The organism is Caulobacter flavus (genome assembly GCF_003722335.1).
GTDB lineage: Bacteria > Pseudomonadota > Alphaproteobacteria > Caulobacterales > Caulobacteraceae > Caulobacter > Caulobacter flavus.
The window spans coordinates 1,971,312-1,991,576 of sequence record NZ_CP026100.1; the positions used below are offsets into that span (position 1 = coordinate 1,971,312).

13 protein-coding genes and 2 pseudogenes are annotated in these 20,265 nt (G+C 72.1%); 3 read left to right on the plus strand and 12 right to left on the minus strand.

The window, feature by feature from the left end:
* Positions 1-194: 194 nt before the first annotated feature.
* The 7 genes and pseudogenes from C1707_RS09285 to C1707_RS09315 all read right to left on the minus strand — a co-directional run bounded on the left by C1707_RS09285 (position 195) and on the right by C1707_RS09315 (position 8,240).
* Positions 195-1,285: pseudogene (locus C1707_RS09285) on the minus strand (DUF2336 domain-containing protein).
* Entirely contained in the window at positions 1,285-2,151 is an 867-nt protein-coding gene (locus tag C1707_RS09290; protein ID WP_101713801.1) for a hypothetical protein, read from the minus strand. Before C1707_RS09290 ends, C1707_RS09285 begins: the two are co-directional and overlap by 1 nt.
* Before the next feature lie 309 nt (positions 2,152-2,460).
* A complete protein-coding gene (locus tag C1707_RS09295; protein ID WP_101713802.1) occupies positions 2,461-3,222 on the minus strand; it encodes an ABC transporter permease in 762 nt (253 codons plus the stop codon).
* Between the two features lie 83 nt (positions 3,223-3,305).
* Positions 3,306-4,028: pseudogene (locus C1707_RS09300) on the minus strand (ABC transporter ATP-binding protein); the annotation flags it as partial.
* A 151-nt stretch (positions 4,029-4,179) separates the two neighbouring features.
* Entirely contained in the window at positions 4,180-5,160 is a 981-nt protein-coding gene (locus C1707_RS09305) for an ABC transporter substrate-binding protein (RefSeq protein WP_101713804.1), read from the minus strand.
* A gap of 219 nt (positions 5,161-5,379) precedes the next feature.
* Positions 5,380-6,126, minus strand: coding sequence for a DUF6683 family protein (locus C1707_RS09310; RefSeq protein ID WP_101713805.1), 747 nt, complete (start codon positions 6,124-6,126; stop codon positions 5,380-5,382).
* A gap of 47 nt (positions 6,127-6,173) precedes the next feature.
* Positions 6,174-8,240: an ATP-binding protein gene (locus tag C1707_RS09315; protein WP_101713806.1), complete on the minus strand. Its 2,067-nt coding sequence runs from the start codon at positions 8,238-8,240 to the stop codon at positions 6,174-6,176.
* 244 nt (positions 8,241-8,484) lie between these two features.
* Here C1707_RS09315 and C1707_RS09320 point away from each other — a divergent pair, with 244 nt between their 5' ends.
* Positions 8,485-8,892: a hypothetical protein gene (locus tag C1707_RS09320; RefSeq protein WP_101713807.1), complete on the plus strand. Its 408-nt coding sequence runs from the start codon at positions 8,485-8,487 to the stop codon at positions 8,890-8,892.
* A gap of 33 nt (positions 8,893-8,925) precedes the next feature.
* Here the strand turns inward: C1707_RS09320 and C1707_RS09325 are convergent, their stop codons facing one another.
* From C1707_RS09325 to C1707_RS09335, 3 genes are all read right to left on the minus strand, one after another.
* Complete coding sequence (locus tag C1707_RS09325) at positions 8,926-11,037, minus strand: ATP-binding protein (RefSeq protein WP_240633896.1); 2,112 nt, start codon at positions 11,035-11,037, stop codon at positions 8,926-8,928.
* A gap of 73 nt (positions 11,038-11,110) precedes the next feature.
* Positions 11,111-13,231: an ATP-binding protein gene (locus C1707_RS09330; protein ID WP_240633897.1), complete on the minus strand. Its 2,121-nt coding sequence runs from the start codon at positions 13,229-13,231 to the stop codon at positions 11,111-11,113.
* A gap of 115 nt (positions 13,232-13,346) precedes the next feature.
* The gene (locus C1707_RS09335; protein ID WP_164467317.1) at positions 13,347-16,130 is read right to left on the minus strand and encodes a KAP family P-loop NTPase fold protein; all 2,784 of its coding nucleotides are present in this window, start codon (positions 16,128-16,130) and stop codon (positions 13,347-13,349) included.
* Between the two features lie 279 nt (positions 16,131-16,409).
* Between C1707_RS09335 and C1707_RS09340 the strand changes: the two genes are divergently transcribed.
* Positions 16,410-18,782: a beta-L-arabinofuranosidase domain-containing protein gene (locus tag C1707_RS09340; protein ID WP_101713809.1), complete on the plus strand. Its 2,373-nt coding sequence runs from the start codon at positions 16,410-16,412 to the stop codon at positions 18,780-18,782.
* Here the strand turns inward: C1707_RS09340 and C1707_RS09345 are convergent.
* The gene (locus tag C1707_RS09345; RefSeq protein ID WP_101713810.1) at positions 18,779-19,453 is read right to left on the minus strand and encodes a hypothetical protein; all 675 of its coding nucleotides are present in this window, start codon (positions 19,451-19,453) and stop codon (positions 18,779-18,781) included. The two genes, C1707_RS09340 and C1707_RS09345, sit on opposite strands and share 4 nt — an antisense overlap.
* Before the next feature lie 56 nt (positions 19,454-19,509).
* Positions 19,510-19,908, minus strand: a complete 399-nt coding sequence (locus tag C1707_RS09350; RefSeq protein WP_101713811.1) for a helix-turn-helix domain-containing protein — start codon at positions 19,906-19,908, stop codon at positions 19,510-19,512.
* 126 nt (positions 19,909-20,034) lie between these two features.
* On the opposite strand from C1707_RS09350, the gene C1707_RS09355 reads away from it, so the two are divergent.
* On the plus strand, positions 20,035-20,265 hold the full coding sequence (locus C1707_RS09355) for a hypothetical protein (RefSeq protein WP_145998404.1): 231 nt from the start codon (positions 20,035-20,037) through the stop codon (positions 20,263-20,265).

Below are 20,265 nucleotides of genomic sequence, written 5' to 3' on the forward strand. Positions count from 1 at the left end.
AGCCACCCAGGCCACCGCCGACGCATTGCCGCCGGCCCCTGGGTCCCGGCTCTCCGCGCTACGCGCTCCGGCCGGGATGACGACATGAATTTTGGAAGTTCGCTCGAAAGGGCCGGCCAGCGCCGTACCCTCTCACCCTCCCACGCCTTGCGGCGCGGGCTCCGCCCTCTCTCCATGAGAGAGGGATTTAAGCCCTAAGCCGCCGCCACCGCGCCGGTGGTCCGGCGCATGCGCCAGAAGCGGATGGTCCGCAGGGCGCTTTCGCGGGCAGGGCGGCGTAGAGCTCGCCATAGGCCTTGGCCTTGCCCATCACCTCGTCGGACGGATCCAGGATCAGCAGGGCGAAGGTCAGGAACAGGGCGCGGTCGAAGTCGGCCGCCTTGCAGACCACGGCCAGGCCGTCGAGCTCCTTGCGCTCGAGGATCTTGCGGGCGGTGTGGAAGTCGATGTCGGCCATGTCCGACAGGGCGCACAGGAACAGCGTCGTCTGCCTGGCGCGCAGCATGCTGGCCAGGGCCTGGGGCGTGATGCGGCCGCGGGCCTTGATCAGGCCAAGCTCGTGCATGGCGCCGTCGTAATCGGCCGGCAGGGCCCCGTCGCGGGCGGCCAGGCGGTTGCGGCCGGCGGCCAGGGCCGCCTCCAGCACCGCCGGGTCCAGCGCCTCGTTGCGGGCCATGATGCGGTCGCGCAGGCGGGCCTCGGCCACGAAGTACATCTCGTTGAGCAGGTCGATCGGCAGGCTCTGGCGGTCGATCACCGCCTCGTGCAGGGCCGGATTGGCGGCGGCGCGGTCGACCACCGTCTCGTGGGCGGCGCGCGACAGCTGCGCCCCCTCGTTGCGGATCAGCACGCCCAGGGTGTCGTCGTCGCCGCGCGCGACGATGGCGTCGGAGACGGCGCTGGGCACGTGGGCCCGGCTGGAGATCGCCCGCAGGTGCTCCTGCCCTTGCGTCTGGGCCACGTGCAGCAGATCCGCGTCCGACAGCTGGGCCGCGCCGGTCAGGATCGGGCGGGCCACGGCGATGCCGTCGCTGGCCAGGCTGCGCGTCAGGGCCGGCGGCGGCGCGGCGGACTGGCCCAGGCGCTCGGCCAGCTCCACGCGGACGGCCTCCTCCATCTCGCCGGCCAGCTGGCCCATCACCTGGTCGAACAGGTCCATCTCCACCGCGCCGTGATCGTCGGCGGTGAAGAACAGGTCGGTCACCCCGCGCAGCAGCTCGCGGCGCTTGGCGCTCGACGGCTCGTCGGCGAGGGCGATCAGGTCATGCAGCCGCGATTGCAGCATCAGAAATCGCTCTCCTGGGCGCGGGTCTTCTTCTTGCGCGACGCCGAGGTCCCGGACGACTCCGGGGACGCGTCGCGGCCGGCGTCCTGCGCGGCCTGGGCCAGCCAGTCGGCCGAGCCGTGCTGGGGTTCGTCGCCAAAGTCGCGAAGGGCCGGGGCGGTGGCTGCGGCGGCGGGATCCACCGCCATCAGCACGGTGTTGGGCGGCCCAGGGGCGGCGATCTGGTCGGGCGTCAGGCCGAACATCCGGCCGACCGAATAGGTGCGCGGCGCCAGGCCCTCGGCGGCGCGGGGATTGGCGTAGGCGGTCTGGACGGTCGGCGCCGGCGGGGCGGGCGAGGCCTGCACGGGCGCGGGGCGCGGCGGCTGGGCTTGAGCCTGGGCGGCCTGCACGGGCGGGGGACCGCCGGCCAGCTCCGACGACGGATAGACGCGCGGCGTCGCCGGCGCGATCGGAGCGCGGGCCACGGGCGGGCTGTAGAGGCTGGTCGGCAGGGCGCCTTGCGGAGCCGGCGCGGCTTGCGGCGCGGCCTGCGGAACGTAGCGCGGTTGCGCCTGGCGGACCTGCTGTTGTTGCTGAGGCTGCGGAGCGGGAGCGTAGCCGGCCCAGGCGGCGACCGGGGCCGGGCGCTCGACCGGCCGGGCGGCGGTCTCGGCGGGGGCGGGCGCGGCGGGCGCCTCCACCTTGCCGGCCCAGCCCAGCATCGGACCGCGATAGGCCGACGCGGCGGCCTGGGCGCGCGGGCTGCGCGGCCCGTAGCGGCTTTCGCGCGTCTGATCCGTGCGCCCGTCATCCACACGCAAGTCGTCGGCGTGCGCCGAAGCGGCGACGCTGGCGAGCAGCAGCAGGGGCAGAACGAGGCGCATGCCGGTCCGGACGGAATTTCTCCAGTCTCGAATCCTTAGCCCAAGCCGCTTAATCGCCGCCTAACGGCGCCGTGCGGATGGTCGGGAACGCGACGATAAACCCCTCTCTCTTAGAGAGAGGGAGGGGCCCGCCGCGAAGCGGTGGGAGGGTGAGAGGTTTCACCGTTGGCCAGCAAGCCCCCGGGGCCGTTCCGCCGGAGTGGGTTGATAGGCTAGGGCGGATCCGCCCCGCCCTGTTCGGAGAGTGTATACCCTCTCACCCTCCCACGCCTTCGGCGCGGGCCCCTCCCTCTCTCCATGAGAGAGGGACTATTGCCGCCCCCGCCACCAAGCCAGCAGCCTCGCCTCCGCCGCCGCCAGGGCCGCATGCAAGGCGACGCCCATCCCCGCCAGCACGGCCAGGGCCGCGAAGCCCCGGGCGGTCTGCAGGCGGTTGAAGCTTTCCAGCATCCGCCAGGCCAGGCCCTGGCTCGATCCCGAGCCGGCCACGAACTCGGCCGCCACCGCGCCCACCAGGGCCAGGCCCGCCGCCACCTTCAGCCCCTCCAGGATCGACGGCAGGGCCGAGGGCAGGGCCAGGCGCCACAGCCGCTGCCAGCCGGTGGCGCCGTAGAGGTCGAACAGGCGCGACAGGTCGGGGTCGGCCGCCTTCAGCCCGGCGATCGCGCCCGAATAGATCGGGAAGAAGGCGATGACCGCCGCCAGCGCCGTCACCGCCCGGCCCGGATGGTCGATGCCGGCCCAGATGGTCACCAGCGGCGCGATGGCGATCACCGGCGTCACCTGCAGGATCGCCGCCACGGGCGCAAAGGCGTCCTCGACGATGGGTTTGAGCGCCGCCGCGAACGCCAGGGCCAGGGCGATCAGCGCCGCCAGGACGAGGCCCGCCAGCGCCGTCGACAGCGTGCCCCAGGCGCTGAGCGCAAGCAGCGGCCCGGCCTCGACCAGCGCTTTCGCCACCGCCGACGGCGCCGGCAGCAGGTAGGCGGGCACGTGCAGGCCCCGGCAGGCGCCTTCCCAGGCGGCCAGCAGGAAGGCCACGAACAGCACAGGCGCGAGGCGGCGGTTCATGCGACGCCCCCTGCCTCGGCTTCGCCGCGACCGTCAGATGCTCCCCCTCTGGGGGAGCTGTCGCGGAGCGACCGAGGGGGCCGCGCGAGCAGCGCGGAAACCGCCTCCACCGTCTCGCGAAACTGGGCGGTGGTCCGGAACCCCGGCGGCCGCACCAGCGGCCCCTCGACCGCGACCTCGCCGGCCACGACCCCCGGACCCGGCGTCAGCACCACCACGCGGCCGGCCATGTAGACGGCCTCCTCGACATTGTGGGTGACGAACACCACGGCCGGCGACAGGTGGCGGCACAGGGCCAGAACGTCGTCGGCCAGGGCGCGGCGGGTGATCTCGTCCAGGGCCGCGAACGGCTCGTCCAGCAGCAGCAGGCGCGGGCGCGTGACCAGCGCCCGGGCCAGCGAGGCCCGCATGGCCATGCCGCCCGACAGCTGGGCGGGACGGGCGTCCTGCGCGCCGTCCAGGCCGACCCTGGCCAGCGCCTCGCGCGCCTTTTCCCGCGCCTGCCGCGCCGGCATGCCCGCCAGCTCCAGCGGCAGGGCGACATTGGCCGCCGCGCTCATCCACGGCGCCAGGGTCGGGGCCTGGAACACCACCGAGGTCTCGCCCTTGCCGGCCGCCCGGGTCACCGTGCCGCGCGTCGGCTGCTCCAGCCCCGCCAGCAGCCGCAGCGCCGTCGACTTGCCGCACCCCGACGGCCCCACCATCGCCGTCACCTCGCCCGCCGCCAGCGCCAGGTCGACCGGCCCCAGCGCCCGGCCGCGCGGATAGTCGACCTCGACGGATGAGAGGGAGGCGATCGTCGTCATTGCTCCTCCCCCTTGATGGGGGAGGGGCAGGGGTGGGGGTGATTGCCGAGCCTGAAGGCTTCGCCGTCGTGTCCGGTCGAACCGCCGCGCCACCCCCATCCCCGACCCTTCCCCCATCGAGGGGGAGGGGAGCTTGCTCGCGCGAGGGACATCACTTCGGCAGGAACGCCAGGCTGTAGGCCTTCTTGTAGTCGAGGCCCTTGTCGTAGACCCCCTGGTCGGCGGCGACGTCGAAGAACTGGGCCCAGCGGGCGTCAGTCATGGCGCCGATCCCGTCCTTGGGCACGATGCCGTAGGAGCGCATCTTGTCCCGGGCCTGGTCGAGCAGGTCCTGGGTCATTTCCGGGTTGTCCTTGAGGATGGCCGCGTCGCCGGGCCCCGCGTCGCCGTAGAGATAGCTCTTCCAGCCGGCCGCGATGGCGTCGCTGATCGCCTGCACCTGGGCGGGCCTTTCGGCGATCATCTGGTCGGTGACCAGGGCGAAGGAGGCGTAGGCCGGATAGCCGTCGTCGGCCAGCAGGAACACCGCCGGCTTTTCCCCGCCCGCCTTCTCGATCAGGTAGGGCTCGGACGTCGCATAGCCCTGCTGGATCAGGCTCTTGTCGGCCAGGAACGGCGCGACCGAGTAGTTGTACTTGCGCACCTGGGCGTCGGTGAAGCCGTGCTTGGCCTTCAGCCACACCCAGAACGCCGTCACCGAGGCGTCCGACAGCAGGATCGGCTTGCCCTTCATGTCGGCGATGCTGGCGATCCCCTGGCCCGGGTGGGCGATCAGCACCTGCGGGTCCTTGTCCATGTAGGCGGCGACGGCTTTGACCGGCACGCCCTCCTTGGCCAGGTTCAGCACGATGAAGCTGTTGGAGCCGACGCCGATGTCCACCGCGCCGGTGGCCAGCAGCTGCGGCACGTTCACGCCCGGGCCGCCCTGGACGATGCTGACGTCGAGCCCGCGTTTCGTGAACTCCCCCGTCGCCACCGCCTGGTAGTAGCCGCCCAGCTCGGCCTGGCCCCGCCAGTCGGTGGCCAGCTTCAGCTTGGCGAGGCCCGGCGCGGCGTCCTTCCTCGCGGGCGAACAGGCGCTGGCCAGCAGGGCCAGGCCCGCTGCGGTCACGGCGCGGCGCGAGACGGTCATGTGGCGGATCCCCCGGTGTGTTGCGGCGCGGAGGTTAGCGGGGGCGGGGACTCATTTAAACTCCCGTCATTCCCGCCCTTGTGGCGGGAACCTCTCTGTCAGCCGCAAGCGCGGATGGGGCGGCGTGCTCAGCACGCCGCTGGCATCTCACCTGCGAGCGGAACCAGGGGTTCCCGCCACAAGGGCGGGAATGACGGGAGGTTTTTGGGGAGAGCCCCCCTACCGCCGCACGAACCCCGTCTTCGTAAGCGACAGCGCCCTGAGGTCCACGCCCATCTCGGCGCGGAAGCGGGCGACGGCGGCGTCGCCCAGGCGGCGCTTGGCGGCCGCGTCGCCGCGCTGCATGGCGTCGACATAGGCCGCGTGCTGCAGCAGGAAGTTCAGCATCAGGGTCTCGGCGAATTCCTGGCGCTGGGGCTCGGTCAGGCGGGCGTAGGCGGGATTGCCGGCGATGATCGGGCGGACCTGGGCCAGCACCGCCTGGGTCTGGGCCCGGTCGTTGTCCGCGCCGTTGGCCATCACCCAGTTGAGGATCCAGTAGCCGGCCAGGGCGTCGGCCGCGTCGCCGGGCTTGAGGCCGTCGGACGCGACGATCGAGGCCCAGCTGCGCACAGGGTCCTGCCTGGCCAGGGCGTCGGCGACCTTGCGTCCGCCCTCGGCGCCGGACGTCCGCGAGACGAAGTCGACGAACTGCCTGCGGGCCTTGGCGCTGACGGCGGGCGAGGCGCGGTAGGTGGTCACGCCCTTCGCCCCAGCGGCGGGGGGCGCGGGACGGGCCTTGGCCGACGCGCCGCCCCGCCCCGCTTTGACCGCCGCCTCGATCCTCTGCTGGTTGAGGATGTCGTTCATGACGAAGTCGTTGGGCAGGACGGTCAGCCCTTCCTGGGCGGCGGCCGGTCCGGCCAGGCCGGCGGCGAGCGTCAGCGCGGCGACGGCCAGGGAGGCGGCCAGGGAAAGGCGGGGCATGGGCGGGGTCCTGTCGGGGCTCCCGTCCCGAACGCGGCGGGCGCGGTTTAGCTCCCCGCCTCCAGCCAGCGCCCCACCTTGGCGTACAGCACCTCGCGCTGCACGGGCTTGGCGATGTGGTCGACCATGCCGGCGGCGAAGCAGCGTTCCACCTGCTGGGGCAGGGCGTCGGCGCTCATGGCGATGATCGGCACGCGGCCGGCCGCGCCGTCGAGGGCGCGGATGGCCCGGGTGGCGGCCAGGCCGTCCATCTCGGGCATGTGGATGTCCATCAGGATGATGTCGAAGTGGCCGCGCGCCGCCGCCGCCAGGGCCTGGCGGCCGTTCTCGGCGGTCTCGACGTGGCAGCCGGCCAGGCGCAGCAGACCAACCCCGATCTCGCGGTTCATCGGGTGGTCGTCGACCAGCAGGATGCGGGCGGCCTTGGGGTCGCGGGCAGCTTCGGCCACGGGCGCGGCCAGCGGCTCGGCCTCGGCGGCGGGGATTTCGAACCAGAAGCACGAGCCGTGGCCCGGCGCGCTGTCGGCCCCGATCCGCCCGCCCATCAGCTCGACCAGCGACTTGCTGATCGCCAGGCCCAGGCCCGCCCCGCCATAGGCGCGGGTGGCGCCGCTGTCGAGCTGGACGAAGCGCTGGAACAGCCGCGCCTGGTCCTCGATCGGCACGCCCACGCCGGTGTCGGCGATCTCGAAGCGCAGCCGGTCCTCGACCTCGCCGGGCTCGACCACCAGCCGGGCGACGATCTTGCCGCGCTCGGTGAACTTCACGGCGTTGTTGAGCAGGTTCAGCAGCACCTGGCGCAGTCGCAGGGCGTCCAGGTCGTGCAGGCCGCCGACCGGGTCGACGACGTCGATCTCGATCGACAGGTGCTTGGCCTGCGCCTCGGGACGGACGATGCCGATGGCGTCGTGCAGCACCGCCTGCGCCGAGGCCGGCTGCATCAGAAGCTCGACCTGGCCGGAATCCACCCGCGAGACGTCGAGGATGTCGCTGACCACGGTCAGCAGGGCCGCGCCGGCGGTGTCGATCATGCCCACCTGCCGGTGGGCGTCGGCCGGCAGGTCCTGGCGGCTGGCCAAGAGCTGGGCGAAGCCCAGGATGCTGTTCAGCGGCGTGCGGATCTCGTGGCTCATGGTGGCCAGGAACTCGGTCTTGGCCTCGGCCGCCGCCAGCGCCCGGGCGCGGGCCGCGCGGGTCAGCTGCTCGCGCCGCACCAGCAGGCGCCGCAGCCGCTCCTGCTGGGCCAGGGCCAGGCCCGCGGCCAGGGCGGTGACGAACACCACGGTGACGAAGCACTGGATCAGCCGCGTCATCTGGGCCGGGTTCCACGGCGCCAGCAGCTGGCCCAGGAAGATGTTCCACACCCCCAGCGGCAGCGACACCACGGCGATGGTCAGGGCCGCCTCGGCCGCGCCGCGCGGGCCCAGGCGGAAGGCGCAGAGGATGGCGGCCGGGAACAGCACGAAGGGCAGGGGCGCGCGGGTGTCGTGGAACACCGCCGCCGTCAGCACCGCCATCAGCACGAACAGGCCCAGCCGCTCTCCCAGCGAGCGATGGAAGGTGCGCCGGTGCTCGGCATCGATCAGCACCAGCACCGCCGGCACGATCAGCGCCATGCCCAGCGCCCCGCTGACGAACCAGTCGCGCCAAAGGGCCATGAACGGCGCGCCGTCCAGCAGGGCCAGCAGGGCGGCGGCGAGGGCGGCGGTCACGGCCACCACCGGCGCGATCACCGTCATCAGCAGGGCCAGGTGCCGCATGGTCCGCACCCGGGGCGGCCCGCCGAAGGCCCGCCGCACGGCCTCGCGCGCGCCCCAGGCCTCGACCAGGCCGACGAGGGTGAACACCAGGGCGCGGTCCAGGCCGTCGCCGAACGCCAGGCACAGGGCGAAGTGAACGAGGCCGACGACGACGGTCAGGATCAGCCGGCGCGGCGGGCCCAGGGCCATCAGGCCCACCGACAGCAGCGCCGTGCCGGGCCACAGGGCGGCCACCCCCGTCGGGCCGCGCGTCAGGCCGTCGCTGAACAGCTGCGCGACGACGAAGGCGACCGCCAGCACGAGCAGCAGCACCGTCTGACGGCGGGTCTCCTGAAGGGCGGCGCTTCGCGTCATCGTTGATCCCGTTCCCCACGGCTTCTACGCCGAACAACGGTTTCAGTTTCGGGACCAATGCCTTCTGTGACGCTTTGCCGCAATGGCTTTTGGTAGTGTCGACTATCCGACGAACGGAGCGATTTCCTTGCGGCGCAAGGAAAACCGCGCGCGAGGGCTGATCGATTTGCCGATTGCCTGCGAGAGTGGTCCTGGTCGGCGACACGTTCGGTTGCGCCGCCTCGGGATGGAGAGAGGATCGCTGATGCTGCTCGCGTTCTATCTGGCCGGCGCGCTCGCCAACGCCGAACCCGTGGTCGTCTCGAGTGTCGATCCCAGGGGCGCGACGCCCCAGAGCCAGCGCTACGAGGGCCGGTGCGGCGACCGCAGCCTGGAATTGGCCCAATGGTCCACCGGCGCTCCGGCCCTGGCCATCGATCGCAAGCCAGTGGCGCTGTCGCCCCAGGCTCAGGCGTTCCTGGCTCTGCGCGGCGCGGCCTACCGCACCTACAGCCGCTGCGTCGGCGACAGCTTCCGGCTGGTCGTGGCCCGCGCGACCTGGGAAGAGGGCAAGGGCGAGACCTACGCCGTCTACGGCGCCCAGGTCGCGGCCGGCGGCCTGTCGCAGGAGCGCGTCGAGGCCGCGGACGCCCAAGCGTTCTTCTACCGCTAGAGCGGGCGTGTCGGAGGGCGGAAGCGCCCCTCCCTAAGCCGCCTCCGTCTCCGCCCCCAGCCACCTGTTCAGGGCGGCGATCAGCACGTCGCGCTGGATGGGCTTGGCGACGTGGTCGACCATGCCGGCCTGGCGGCAGCGCTCGATCTGCTGGGGCATGACGTCGGCAGACAGGGCGATGATCGGCGCGCGCGAGGCGGGGCCGGGCAGGGCCTTGATGGCGCGGGCGGCGGCCAGGCCGTCCATGCGCGGCATGTGGATGTCCATCAGGATGACGTCGAAGTCGCCGCGCGCGGCGATGCGCACGGCCTCGTCGCCGTCCTCGGCGGTCTCGACCGCGCAGCCGGCCAGGATCAGCATCGCCGCCCCCAGCTCGCGGTTCATCGGATGGTCGTCGACCAGCAGCACGCGGGCGGCGGCCTCCTGCTCGGCGGGCGGGCCGTCGGCGGCGCAGACCGGCTCGGCCGGGGTGGTGAACCAGAAGGTCGCGCCCCGGCCGGGCGCGCTGTCGACGCCGATTTCGCCGCCCATGCGGGTGACCAGGGTCTTGCTGATCGCCAGCCCCAGGCCCGCCCCGCCGAACGCCCGGCTGATCGAGCCGTCGGCCTGGGAGAAGCGCTGGAACAGCCGGCCCTGCACCTCGGGCGCGATGCCGATGCCGGTGTCGGCGATGGTGAAGCGCAGGCGCTCGGGCCCGCCGGGATAGGGGGCCTCCAGCCGCACGCTGGCCCGCACCGAGCCGCCGGCGGTGAACTTCACGGCGTTGTTGAGCAGGTTCAGCAGCACCTGGCGCAGGCGGGCCGGGTCGAGGGCGTAGTCGAGGCCGCCCGGAAGGTCGGCCTCGACCGACAGCGAAAGGCCCTTGGCCTGGGCGTCCAGCGCGATGATCGAGGCGGCGTCGGCCAGCAGGGCGGCCGGATCCACCGCCTCGGGCCGCAGCTCCACGCGCCCGGCCTCCAGCCGCGAGAAGTCGAGGATGTCGTCGACGATCGTGGCCAGCGAGCCGCCGGCCTGGGCGATCAGTTCGAGCTTGCGCCGGCCGGCCGGCGTCAGCCCGTCCTCGGTCTCGGCCAGCAGGTTGGCGAAGCCCAGCACGCTGTTCAGCGGCGTGCGGATCTCGTGGCTCATCGTCGCCAGGAAGTCGGTGCGGGCCCGGCCGGCGGCCTGGGCGCGGGCGCGGGCGGCGCGGGCGGCGGCGCTGCGGCGGGCCATCAGGCCCTTCAGCCGCTGCTCCTTGTAGAGCGACAGGGCCGCGGCCAGGCAGGTGAAGAAGATGGTGGTGACGAAGGCCTGCACCATGCGGATGCGGTCGACCTCGGCCCAGCGCGGGGCGATGCGGGCCACCCCGTCGCCGACGATGGTCAGCGGGGCGGTCACCGCGATGACGACCACCGCGCTCCACGCCGCGCCGCGCGGGCCCAGCTGGAAGGCCGCCAGCATCGCCGCCGGGAAGATCAGGAACGGCATAGGCGTGGACGGCTTGAGGAAGGCGAAGGCCGTGGCCGCCGCCACCAGGGCGTAGAGGCCGACCTGCGCGGCCGGCGGCCGGCGGAAGGCCTCGTCGTTGGTCGGGTCGAGGATCACCAGGGCCGCGGGCAGGGCGATGATCATGCCCATGCTGTTGCAGGCCGCCCAGGCGGTGAAGAACGGCCACAGCTGCGCGCCGGCGACCGGGGCCGCGACGCTGGAGCCGATGGCCGCGACGCTGATCGTGATCGGCAGCATGGCGGCCACCAGCACCAGGGCGTGGCGCACGCTGCGGATCGAGGGCCGGGGTCCGCGCAGCCGGCGGGTCAGGGCGGCGGCCGCCAGGCTCTCGGTCATGTCGCAGGCGGTGTAGACGCCGATGACGAACCACGGATCGCCGGCCAGGGCGTGGACCGCAAGGTTGGTGACCAGGGCGATGCCCAGCAGCAGCCGCCGGCCCAGCGGGTCCATCCGCAGCAGGCCGGCCGCCAGTATGGCGTTCATCGGCCACAGCGACGGCATGCCGTTGGAGTCGCGGGTCAGAAGATCGCTGAACAGGAACGAGCCGACATAGGCGCAGACCAGCGCCGCCAGCAGTCCCCAGCGGACGCCGGCCCAATGGACGCTCGCCCGGCGCAGGCCCGGCTGGTCGTCCCGTCGATCGGCTCGTGCGGTCAAGGCCCCTCAAGTCCCCCACCCGGCGGCTTCCGCGGCCGGAAACTTCACCCATCACGCCCAGACCGAAAAAGGGTTAAGGCGAGACGCTTTTTCCGTGTGTCGCGCCGTCGTGCGACGTTCGGTCGCGCCCGCGCGGCGTGCTCAACGCGCGCGAGACCGCCGCCAGCAGTTCGTCGCGGCGGATCGGCTTGGCCACGTGGCCGTCCATGCCGGCCGCGCGGCAGCGGGCCACCTGCTCGGGCAGCACGTCGGCGCTCAGGGCCAGGATCGGCGCGTCGGCCATCGGCCCGTCGAGGGCGCGGATGGCGCGGGCGGCGGCCAGGCCGTCCATGCCCGGCATGTGCACGTCCATCAGGATCAGGTCGAAGGTTCCGGTGCGGGCGGCCTCGACCGCCTGGAAGCCGTCCTCGGCGGTGAACACCTGGCAGCCGGCCAGGGTCAGCAGGGCGTCGCCCAGTTCGCGGTTCATCGGATGGTCGTCGACCAGCAGCACGCGGGCGGCGGCGCGCTCGGGGCCGGTCTCCTCGACCGGCTCGGGCGCCTGGGCGGGCTGGGCCTCCAAGGCGATGTGGAACACCGCGCCGACGCCCAGCGCGCTCTCGACCCAGATCGTCCCGCCCATCTGGCCGACCAGCGCCTTGCTGATCGCCAGCCCCAGGCCCGTGCCGCCATAGGCGCGGCTGATCGAGCTGTCGGCCTGGGAAAAGCGCTGGAACAGCCGCGCCTGCACCTCGGGCGCGATGCCGATGCCGGTGTCGGCCACCGAAAAGCGCAGCAGGCCCGGATCGGGGCCGATCGACAGGCGGGCGGTGACGCCGCCCTGCGTGGTGAACTTCACGGCGTTGTTGAGCAGGTTCAGCAGCACCTGGCGCAGGCGCGTCTCGTCCAGGGAGAACAGGGCCTCGGGATCCTGCCCGCCCAGGGGGGCGGGGCGGCTTTCGACCTCGACGCTCACGGTCAGGCCCTTGGCTTCCGCTTCGGGGGCGATGATGGCGGCGGCGTCGCGCAGCAGGGCGGCGGGGGAAGCGGGGGACAGGACGAGCTCCAGGCGGCCGGCCTCGACCTTGGCGAAGTCGAGCAGGTCGCTGACGATCTCGGCCAGCGAGCGGCCGGCGCGGCCGACCAGGTCCAGCCGGCGACGGTTTTCGGGGGAAAGCTCGGCGTCCTCGGCCACCAGGGCGGCGAAGCCGAGAATGCTGTTCAGCGGGGTGCGGATCTCGTGGCTGATCGTGGCCAGGAAGTCGGACTTGGCGGCGTTGGCGGCCTGGGCCCTGGCCTGCGCGGCGCGGGCGGCCGCCTGGCGGCGCACCAGCAGGGCCGACAGCCGCGCCTGGCGGCCCAGCGCCAGGGCCGCGGCCATGCTCACCGCATAGAGCACGATGTGGAACAGCAGCAGGTGGCGCATCGGCTCGGCCGCCGCCCTGGGGTCCAGGCCGACGATCGACAGCACGGCGGGGATGGCGAAGGCCAGGGCCGCCATCACCGACAGCGCCGCCGCGCGCGGGCCGCCGCGGAACGCCGCCAGCAGCACCGGCGCGAACACCAGCACCCGCATCTGCGGCGGGCCGGTGAACACGGTCCACGACACCGCCGCGATGGCCGCCAGGCCCGCCGCCGGCTCCAGCCAGCCGCGCACCGGGAAGGCCTCGGCGTGGCGGCGGTCCAGCAGGATCAGGATGGTCGGCAGGGCGATGGCCACGCCCAGCACGTTGCTGGTGGTCCAGCCGCTCCAGCCGGTCCAGAAGCCTCCGCCCTCGGCCAGCGAGGCCACGCCGTTGACGGCGATCGAGGTCGCCGCCGTAAACACCGCCGACACCGCCGTCAGCACCAGCAGGCCGCGCATGCTGCGCACCTTGCCCGGCAGCCGCAGCAGCCGCAGCGCGAAGGCGGTGGCGGCGATCTGCACGCCGTCGAGGATGGTCACGGCCAGGGCGAAGGCGCTGCTGCTGCTGGTGGCCAGGCTCAGCAACAGGTGCAGCACGCTGGTCACCGCCAGCAGCACCGCGCCGCGCCGGCGGTCCAGGGTCATCAGGCCGGCGATGATGACGGCGTTGGCCGTCCAGATGGTGGCGATCTCCTGGGCCGCCCCGGTCAGGAACAGGCTGTAGGCCATCGACGCCACATAGGCCGCCGTCAGCCCCGCCGGCCGCCGCCAGCGACGCCAGAGCGCCGCGCGATCGCTCGCGATGTCCAAGCGGCGAAAACCCAAGTCGTCAAACCCCCAGGCTTCCCACCGAAGGCGGCGGGAAGCAGTCGGGTTCCACCATGACCACGAAACGTCGGTTTTTGGTTAAGTGGGGAGGGGCGGGCTACCAGAACTCGAGTTCGGCGGCCGCCGAAAGTCGAGCCTCGGCCGGCGTGTCGGCTTCGCGGTCGAAGAACTCGAACAGCTTGGGGTCACGAAGCCAGTCGATCTCGTCGGGCAGCTTTAGACGGGTGGCGACGGCCTTCTGCCAAGCGTCGGCTTCGACGTTGAGTGCGGCCTGGTCCTCCAGCACGCGGAGGCGACGGACGCCGAGCGCCTTGGTGGATTCAAGCGGGGTCCAGGCGGCTTCGTCCGCGCCCCATTGGAGCCACCTCATCATGTCTGGCCAACGGAGGGTCAGCGCAATCCACCGGGCGTATTGGTCGAGGTTAGGCGCGCGCCAGTCGCCGTCGATGTCGTGGCGGCTGTCACGTAGCCGGAGGTAGAGGCGCGCGACATTGGCCAGACGCTTGAGCTCGCGAGGGTTTCCCGACATCAGGCCCGCAGCCCGGCGGACGATGATGCCGACGCTGGGGTTCTCTCGGGGAGGCGCCTGATCGGCCTCGGGCGGCGGCTGCGGTTTGGGCGCCGGCGCGGACGACGCCTCGTCGGGCATGTCGGCATTCGCCGTCGCCCGAGGCGCGGACGACGGCGCCAAGGTCCCGGCCGCCTTCGGCGACGAAGCGGCTTCTTCGGCGGTCAGCGGCGTGGCTCCGACCACGAAGCCCAGGTAGCGATCGAGGTCGAGCTGGGAGCTTGGTGGAATGGTGAAGGGCAATTGGACGAACTTGTCCATGAAACGCCATCCCAAGGGGACGGATCTCTCCCACTTCGGCAGCCGGCTGCGCACCTGCTGATGAGCGGTCTCGAGCGCGGCTGCGACCATCTGCGGATCCATGCCGATGACGAACAGGCAGCGCAAGTCGCTGGCCAGGATCGAGCTGATCCCCTCGACTACGGCCGCTACGTTGTTGGGCGAGCAACGATCGAGGTCGTCGATGAAGATGACGATCGGCGAGTGTTCGCCGTTGATTTTCGGGGTTACGGACAGAACCTTCTTCAGGTCGGCATAGGCATGATGCACGGCGCCGACCGACGCGTTGTAGTCGGGCACACGGATGAGGTCGGCCAGGCTGAAGTCCGCAGGTTCTTTCTTGGCCTCCTTCTGCTTGCCCTGGAACGCTTGCCACAGCAGCACCGCAGCGACGACGGCGCCGGCGATCCCGCCTGTCCGCGCGAGCAGGGTCAGCCCTTCCACGTTGGTGATCTGCGCAACTTTGTCGGCGGCGGCGGACAGGCCAAGGCTAGCCGCGATGGCGGTCGTCCACCCCGCGAAAACCTTGTAGCCCTTCCGCCACACGACGTTGGCCACGCGGTCGTAGACCCGCTGGCGAACCTTGCCGTCGTCGACACGCGACAGGTTGAGGCGCAGCAGGAACAGTTCGCGTTCGGCCGGAGGCAGCTTCTGGCTGATCTGGTCGATGATGGCGTCGACCAGTCCGGCCCAGACCTGGGTCGCATTCTCGTATTTCCAGGCGTTGAACCAGACGGTCCAGCGCTGCCGCGCCGGTTCGCCCGAACCGACAGGCAGCGGTTCAGCAGTCTTGCCGAGGAACTCCATGACGCGGCCGATGCTCAGGACCTTGTCCCGGGTGATCTTCTCGTCCGGATGCGCCGCCGTCGGATCGAGGGCGTTGCGCACCAGATGCATCAAGGTCGACTTGCCGGCGCCCCAGGGGGCTTGGATGCTCACGCTCAGCGGGGGCGGCGTGCTGACATCGAGCAGGAATTCCTTCAGGGCGGTGGCGTATACGTCGTAGCCGAGACGGTCCTCGATCGACGCTACGTCGCTGACCAGGGCCATGACGACGCGGGCCTTGGCGGTTTCGCGATAGGCGTCCGAAAGGGCGGCCGTCGTGATCTCGCAGGCCTGCAACAGGGCGATGAAACGCCCTTGCGTCTGCACGAGCATCGCTTCGATCAGGTCGTCGATCTCGACGACTTCCCGGGCGTCGGCCTGGGCGCGTTCTAAGGCGTGCCTGAGTACATCGGCGGCATTGCGGCTCAAGACGAGCGGTTCGGCGGCGCCGAGTTCCGGCGCTCCGTTGTAGACCTTTTGGAAGTAGGTCTGCCAAAGGGCCTCGGCGGCTCTGGCTCGGACGAGATCGAGAGCCATGGCGAAGTTTCGTGCAGCCCTGTCCCGGGCCACCAGTTGAGGGATGATCGGCGCGTTCGCCAGCGCGAGCGCGATAGTCAGCAGCCGCGTCGATAGCGAGCCGCGATCGCGCTCCTTGTTGGCGCGCAAGGCGGCGGCGAACTCCAGAAGCGCCTTCAGCGGCGGTGAAATCTTGGGTGGAAGCCCTGCCTCCGTCGCCGTGGGCGGGGGTCTCGGCGCCGACTTGCGATCGGGGCGCGAAGCCATCCGTTCCCGCGGGTCGCCAGGCGGTCTCGACACAAGGATTCTGACGCCTGGGCGCCGCGACCAGCCGGTCAGGTCCAGGACATCAAGGATGTGTTTTTCGCTGGCCACCAGCGTGAGTTGGCCCGCGCCCGTGCCCATCAATGGAATCCAGAGCGACCTGGCTTCGTCGAGGCGGGGATCCGTCAGCGCGGCTTCCAGGTTTCGTCGCAGGAGCCTGGCGGTCTCCCCCATCCCGACCGTCACCACGAAGCACAGCGTCGCCTCGGTCGTGGGCACGATTGCGTACCCTTCGGCCAGCGCCTCGCGTCCCGGCAGCAACGATCGCGGCAAGCCGAGCTGGTCGAGGACGCTGCTGTTCAGCATGCCCGGCGTGCCATGGGTGTCGGAAGGCAGGAAGATCAGGTCGCCGGCCGGAGGCGCGGTCATGATCGTTATGTTCGCTAGCGCGCCGCGTTCCATGTCCTTCCAGCTCCATGGGGCTGGTCTTATCGTCCGGGTCGCATGACGCGGGATCGGCGCGACCGACTATCCTGATCCTTGGATTGATTAGCGGGCAATGCGCCCCTGCATTGCATTTTTTAAGTTAACCATCTTGGCGGTCTTTTCAAGGTCCTCCCCATCTCTCCTCCGCCCCTCCCCTTGAGCCCCGCCGCCCGCCATGCTCTCTTCCGGCTAATTGTCTGACAAATAGCTTTGGGGTGGAGCATGGCGGGGAACGACGCGACCAAGGGGGCAGCCACGCGCCGGGGCTTTCTGCTGGCCTCGACCGCCCTGGCCTTCGCCGGCGGAACCGCCCTGGCCGCGCCGCTGCCTGTCGCCACGAGCCGGGTCGTCGCCCGGCCGGTCGCCGCGCGTCATGTCAGACTAAGGCCGTCGATCTTCTCCCAGGCCCAGGACGCCAACCGCGCCTATCTGGTCTCGCTGTCGCCCGACCGGCTGCTGCACAACTTCCACAAGGGCGCGGGCCTGCCGGTCAAGGCGCCGGTCTATGGCGGCTGGGAGGCCCAGAGCATCGCCGGCCACACCTTGGGCCACTGGCTGACCGCCTGCGCGCTGCAGGCGGCCAACACCGGCGATCCCGAGTTGTCCCAGCGGCTGGCCTACACGGTCGCCGAACTGGCCCGGGTGCAGGCCGCGCACGGCGACGGCTATGTGGGCGCAACCACCCGCTGGGGCCAGGACGACCCGGCCGGCGGCAAGCAGGTGTTCGAGGAACTGCGGCGGGGCGACATCCGGTCCTCGCGCTTCAGCCTCAACGACGGCTGGGTGCCGGTCTACACCTGGCACAAGGTGCATGCCGGCCTGCTCGACGCCCACGAACTGGCGCGAACGCCCGGCGCGCTGGAGGTGGCGGTCGGCCTGGCCGGCTACTTCGCCGGGGTGATCGACGGCCTCTCCGATGAGCAGGTGCAGAAGATCCTGGTCACCGAGCATGGCGGGATCAACGAGGCCTACGCCCAGACCTACGCCCTGACCGGCGACGAACGCTGGCTGAAGGTCGCCCGCCGCCTGCGCCACAAGGCCGTGCTCGACCCCATCGCCGCCCAGCGCGACGAACTGGCCGGCCTGCACGCCAACACGCAGATCCCCAAGGTCATCGGCCTGGCGCGTCTTCACGAGGTGGCCGGCGACGATCCTGGCGAGGCCGCGGCCGCGCGCTTCTTCCACCAGGCCGTGACCCGCGACCACAGCTACGTCATCGGCGGCAATTCCGACCGCGAGCACTTCGGCAAGCCGGGCCAGATCGCCCGCCACATGGCCGAGACCACCTGCGAGGCCTGCAACAGCTACAACATGCTGAAGCTGACCCGCCACCTGTGGAGCTGGAAGCCCGACGGCGCCCTGTTCGACTATTACGAGCGCGCCCAGCTCAACCACATCATGGCCCACCAGCGGCCCGGCGACGGGCGGTTCGTCTACTTCATGCCGATGGCCGCGGGCGGGCGGCGCAGCTACTCCACCTACGAGGACAGCTTCTGGTGCTGCGTCGGCTCGGGCATGGAAAGCCACGCCAAGCACGCCGACAGCATCTGGTGGAAGGGCGGCGACGGGGCGCTCTATCTCAACCTCTTCATCCCTTCGAGCCTCGACCTGCCGGACGGCGACTTCGCCATCGACCTGGACACGACCTATCCCGCCGGGGACGCCGTCACCCTGACCATCGTCCGCGCGCCGGCTGGCGAGCGCGAGATCGCCCTGCGCCTGCCCGGCTGGTGCGCCGACCCGCAGGTCCGCGTGAACGGCAGGCGCGTGGGCCGGCGCGACGCCGACGGCTATCTGCGCATCCGGCGCCGCTGGGGGGCTGGCGACCGGATCGAGCTGAGCCTGCCCATGCACCTGCGCGCCGAGCCGACGCCGGACGATCCCAACCTGGTGGCCTTCGTCTCCGGTCCGCTGGTGCTGGCCGCCGACGTCGGCGCGGCCGACCGGCCGTTCGACCGCGCGGCCCCGGCCCTGCGAGGGGAGGGACCGCCGGCGGGCCTGCTGCGCAAGCTCGGCGGGGACGGCCACACCTATGTCGGCCGCACGGTCCAGGGCGAGCCGGCGACCTTTCGCCCGTTCTTCGCCCAGTACGACAACCGCACGGCCGTCTACGTCCCGGTGTTCACCCGCGCCCGCTGGGAGGCCGAGGGCCAGGCCTTCCTGGCGGCCGAGCAGGCCCGCGTCGACACTGTCGCCCGCACCGTCGACACGGTCTATCTGGGCGAGCAGCAGCCCGAGGTCGACCACGGGGGGGCCGCCGGCAAGGGCGAGATCATCCAGCTGAACGGGCGCAGCGGCCGCAAGCTCGACGCCGGCGGCGGCTGGCTGGAGGCTGTCCTCGCTCGCCGCCCCGGCCCCCTGACCCTGCAGCTGGTCTACTGGGGCGCCGACGCTGGCCAGTCTGCCAGGGTGCTGGCCGACGGGGCGGTGATCGGAACCTTCGCCACCCCCAGCGCCAAGCGCGACGGCTTCTTCACGGTCGACCTGCCCCTGCCGGCCGGCGCGAGCCCGACCCGCATCCGCATCGAGGCGGGCGACAAGCCGGCGGTGGTCTACGAACTGCGGGTGATGGCGGGGGAGGCGGCGGCGACCTAGGTCCCGCACCCCCGATCCGGCCGCTCGCGGCCGTCCGGGCAGGCGTAGAAGCCCTCGTCCTGGCCGGGCAGGGTGATCCCCTCGTCGGCGAGGTCGAGGAACCAGCGGCCGTCGCGGAACGGGGCGATGCCGGTGGCGACCATCTCCTGGGAGAGGGCCGGGCCCAGGAACGGGAAGGCCGCGCGCAGGCGCGGGTCGGCCGTCCAGGGCGGGGCGCCCTCCAGCCGGTAGGCGAAGTTCAGGGTCTTGCCGTCCTCGCCCACCAGCCAGGCGCGGGTGATCCGGCGGCGGGCGTAGCAGAGCTCCAGGCTGGGCGGCAGGGCGCGATTGGCGCGGCGTTCGCGAAACCACGGCCGGGCCCGGGCGGTCGGCGCCAGCCGCACCTCGCCGGCCGGGGCGCCGGGAACCTCTTCCAGCAGGCCCGCGTCGACCAGGGCGCGGGCGGTGTCCAGCCGCGCGGTGCGGGCGCTGACCTGGATCGGCGAGATGCCGGTCAGCACGGCGGCGCACTGGCCGCCGGGCGACCTGTCGAAATGGGCCTGGATCTCGCGCACGGCCTCGCCGCTGTCGATCGAGCGCCGGGCCTGCTCGCGCGGGTCGGGCGCGCAGGCCGCCAGCAGCAGGAGCGCCGCGCTCGCCCCGCCGCGCCAACAGGCCGTTCCGTTCGTCATTCGCGCCTCGCGCCCGCCTTGCGTCCGGGCGGAAACGGCCGAGGTTGCGCGCCCCCTCAGCCGCCGAACGCCTCCAGCGTCGCGGCCAGGCTGGCCAGGTTGGCGCTGTTGGCGGCCATGGCCTCGGCGATGTCGGGGCGTTCGGGGATGCGGGCGACCACGCCGCCGCCGGCGGCGCGCACCGTGAAGCCGTCGCGCTGCAGCTTCAGCAGGTGGCGGCGGGTGGTCTCGATGGGCAGGCCCATCGAGCGGGCGATGGCCGTCAGCCGCACGGGCCGCTCGCCGCCGGCGTCCTGGGGCGCGTGGGCCGACAGCCGCAGGGCGGTCAGGAACACCAGTCCCCGCATGATGTCGCCGTCGAACACCGACGACAGCAGGCCCGCGCTGCGCAGCACGTAGTCGGCGCCCACGTCCAGGTGATGGCGGGCGAGCGTCGATCGGACGTCGGTAGGCATGGACCCTGTTCCTCCCTCGGGAGGGGCGGGGTCCCACGATGCGCGGCGGGCGGCCTTGATCCTGATCAAGGCGCGAGCGCCGATCTTGCCGCAGGTGCGGCGGCCTGTTCCCGGAGTAGCCGCAAGATGTCCCCCGCCGGCCCCCAAGATCCAGACGTGCCGACCTTCACGGGCGAGGACATCGTGCGCCTGTTCGCCGCCACCTACCTGCCGCTCTGCCGCTCGCTGGAGGCCGCCGGCGCCCTCGACCCCCAGGCCCTCGCCCGCGACATCCGCGCCCGCCTCGACCCCGAGCCCGGCGAGCCCTGGGAGATCCTGGCCGCGGCCCTGTGCAAGGTGCTGGGCGAGAAGGGGTAG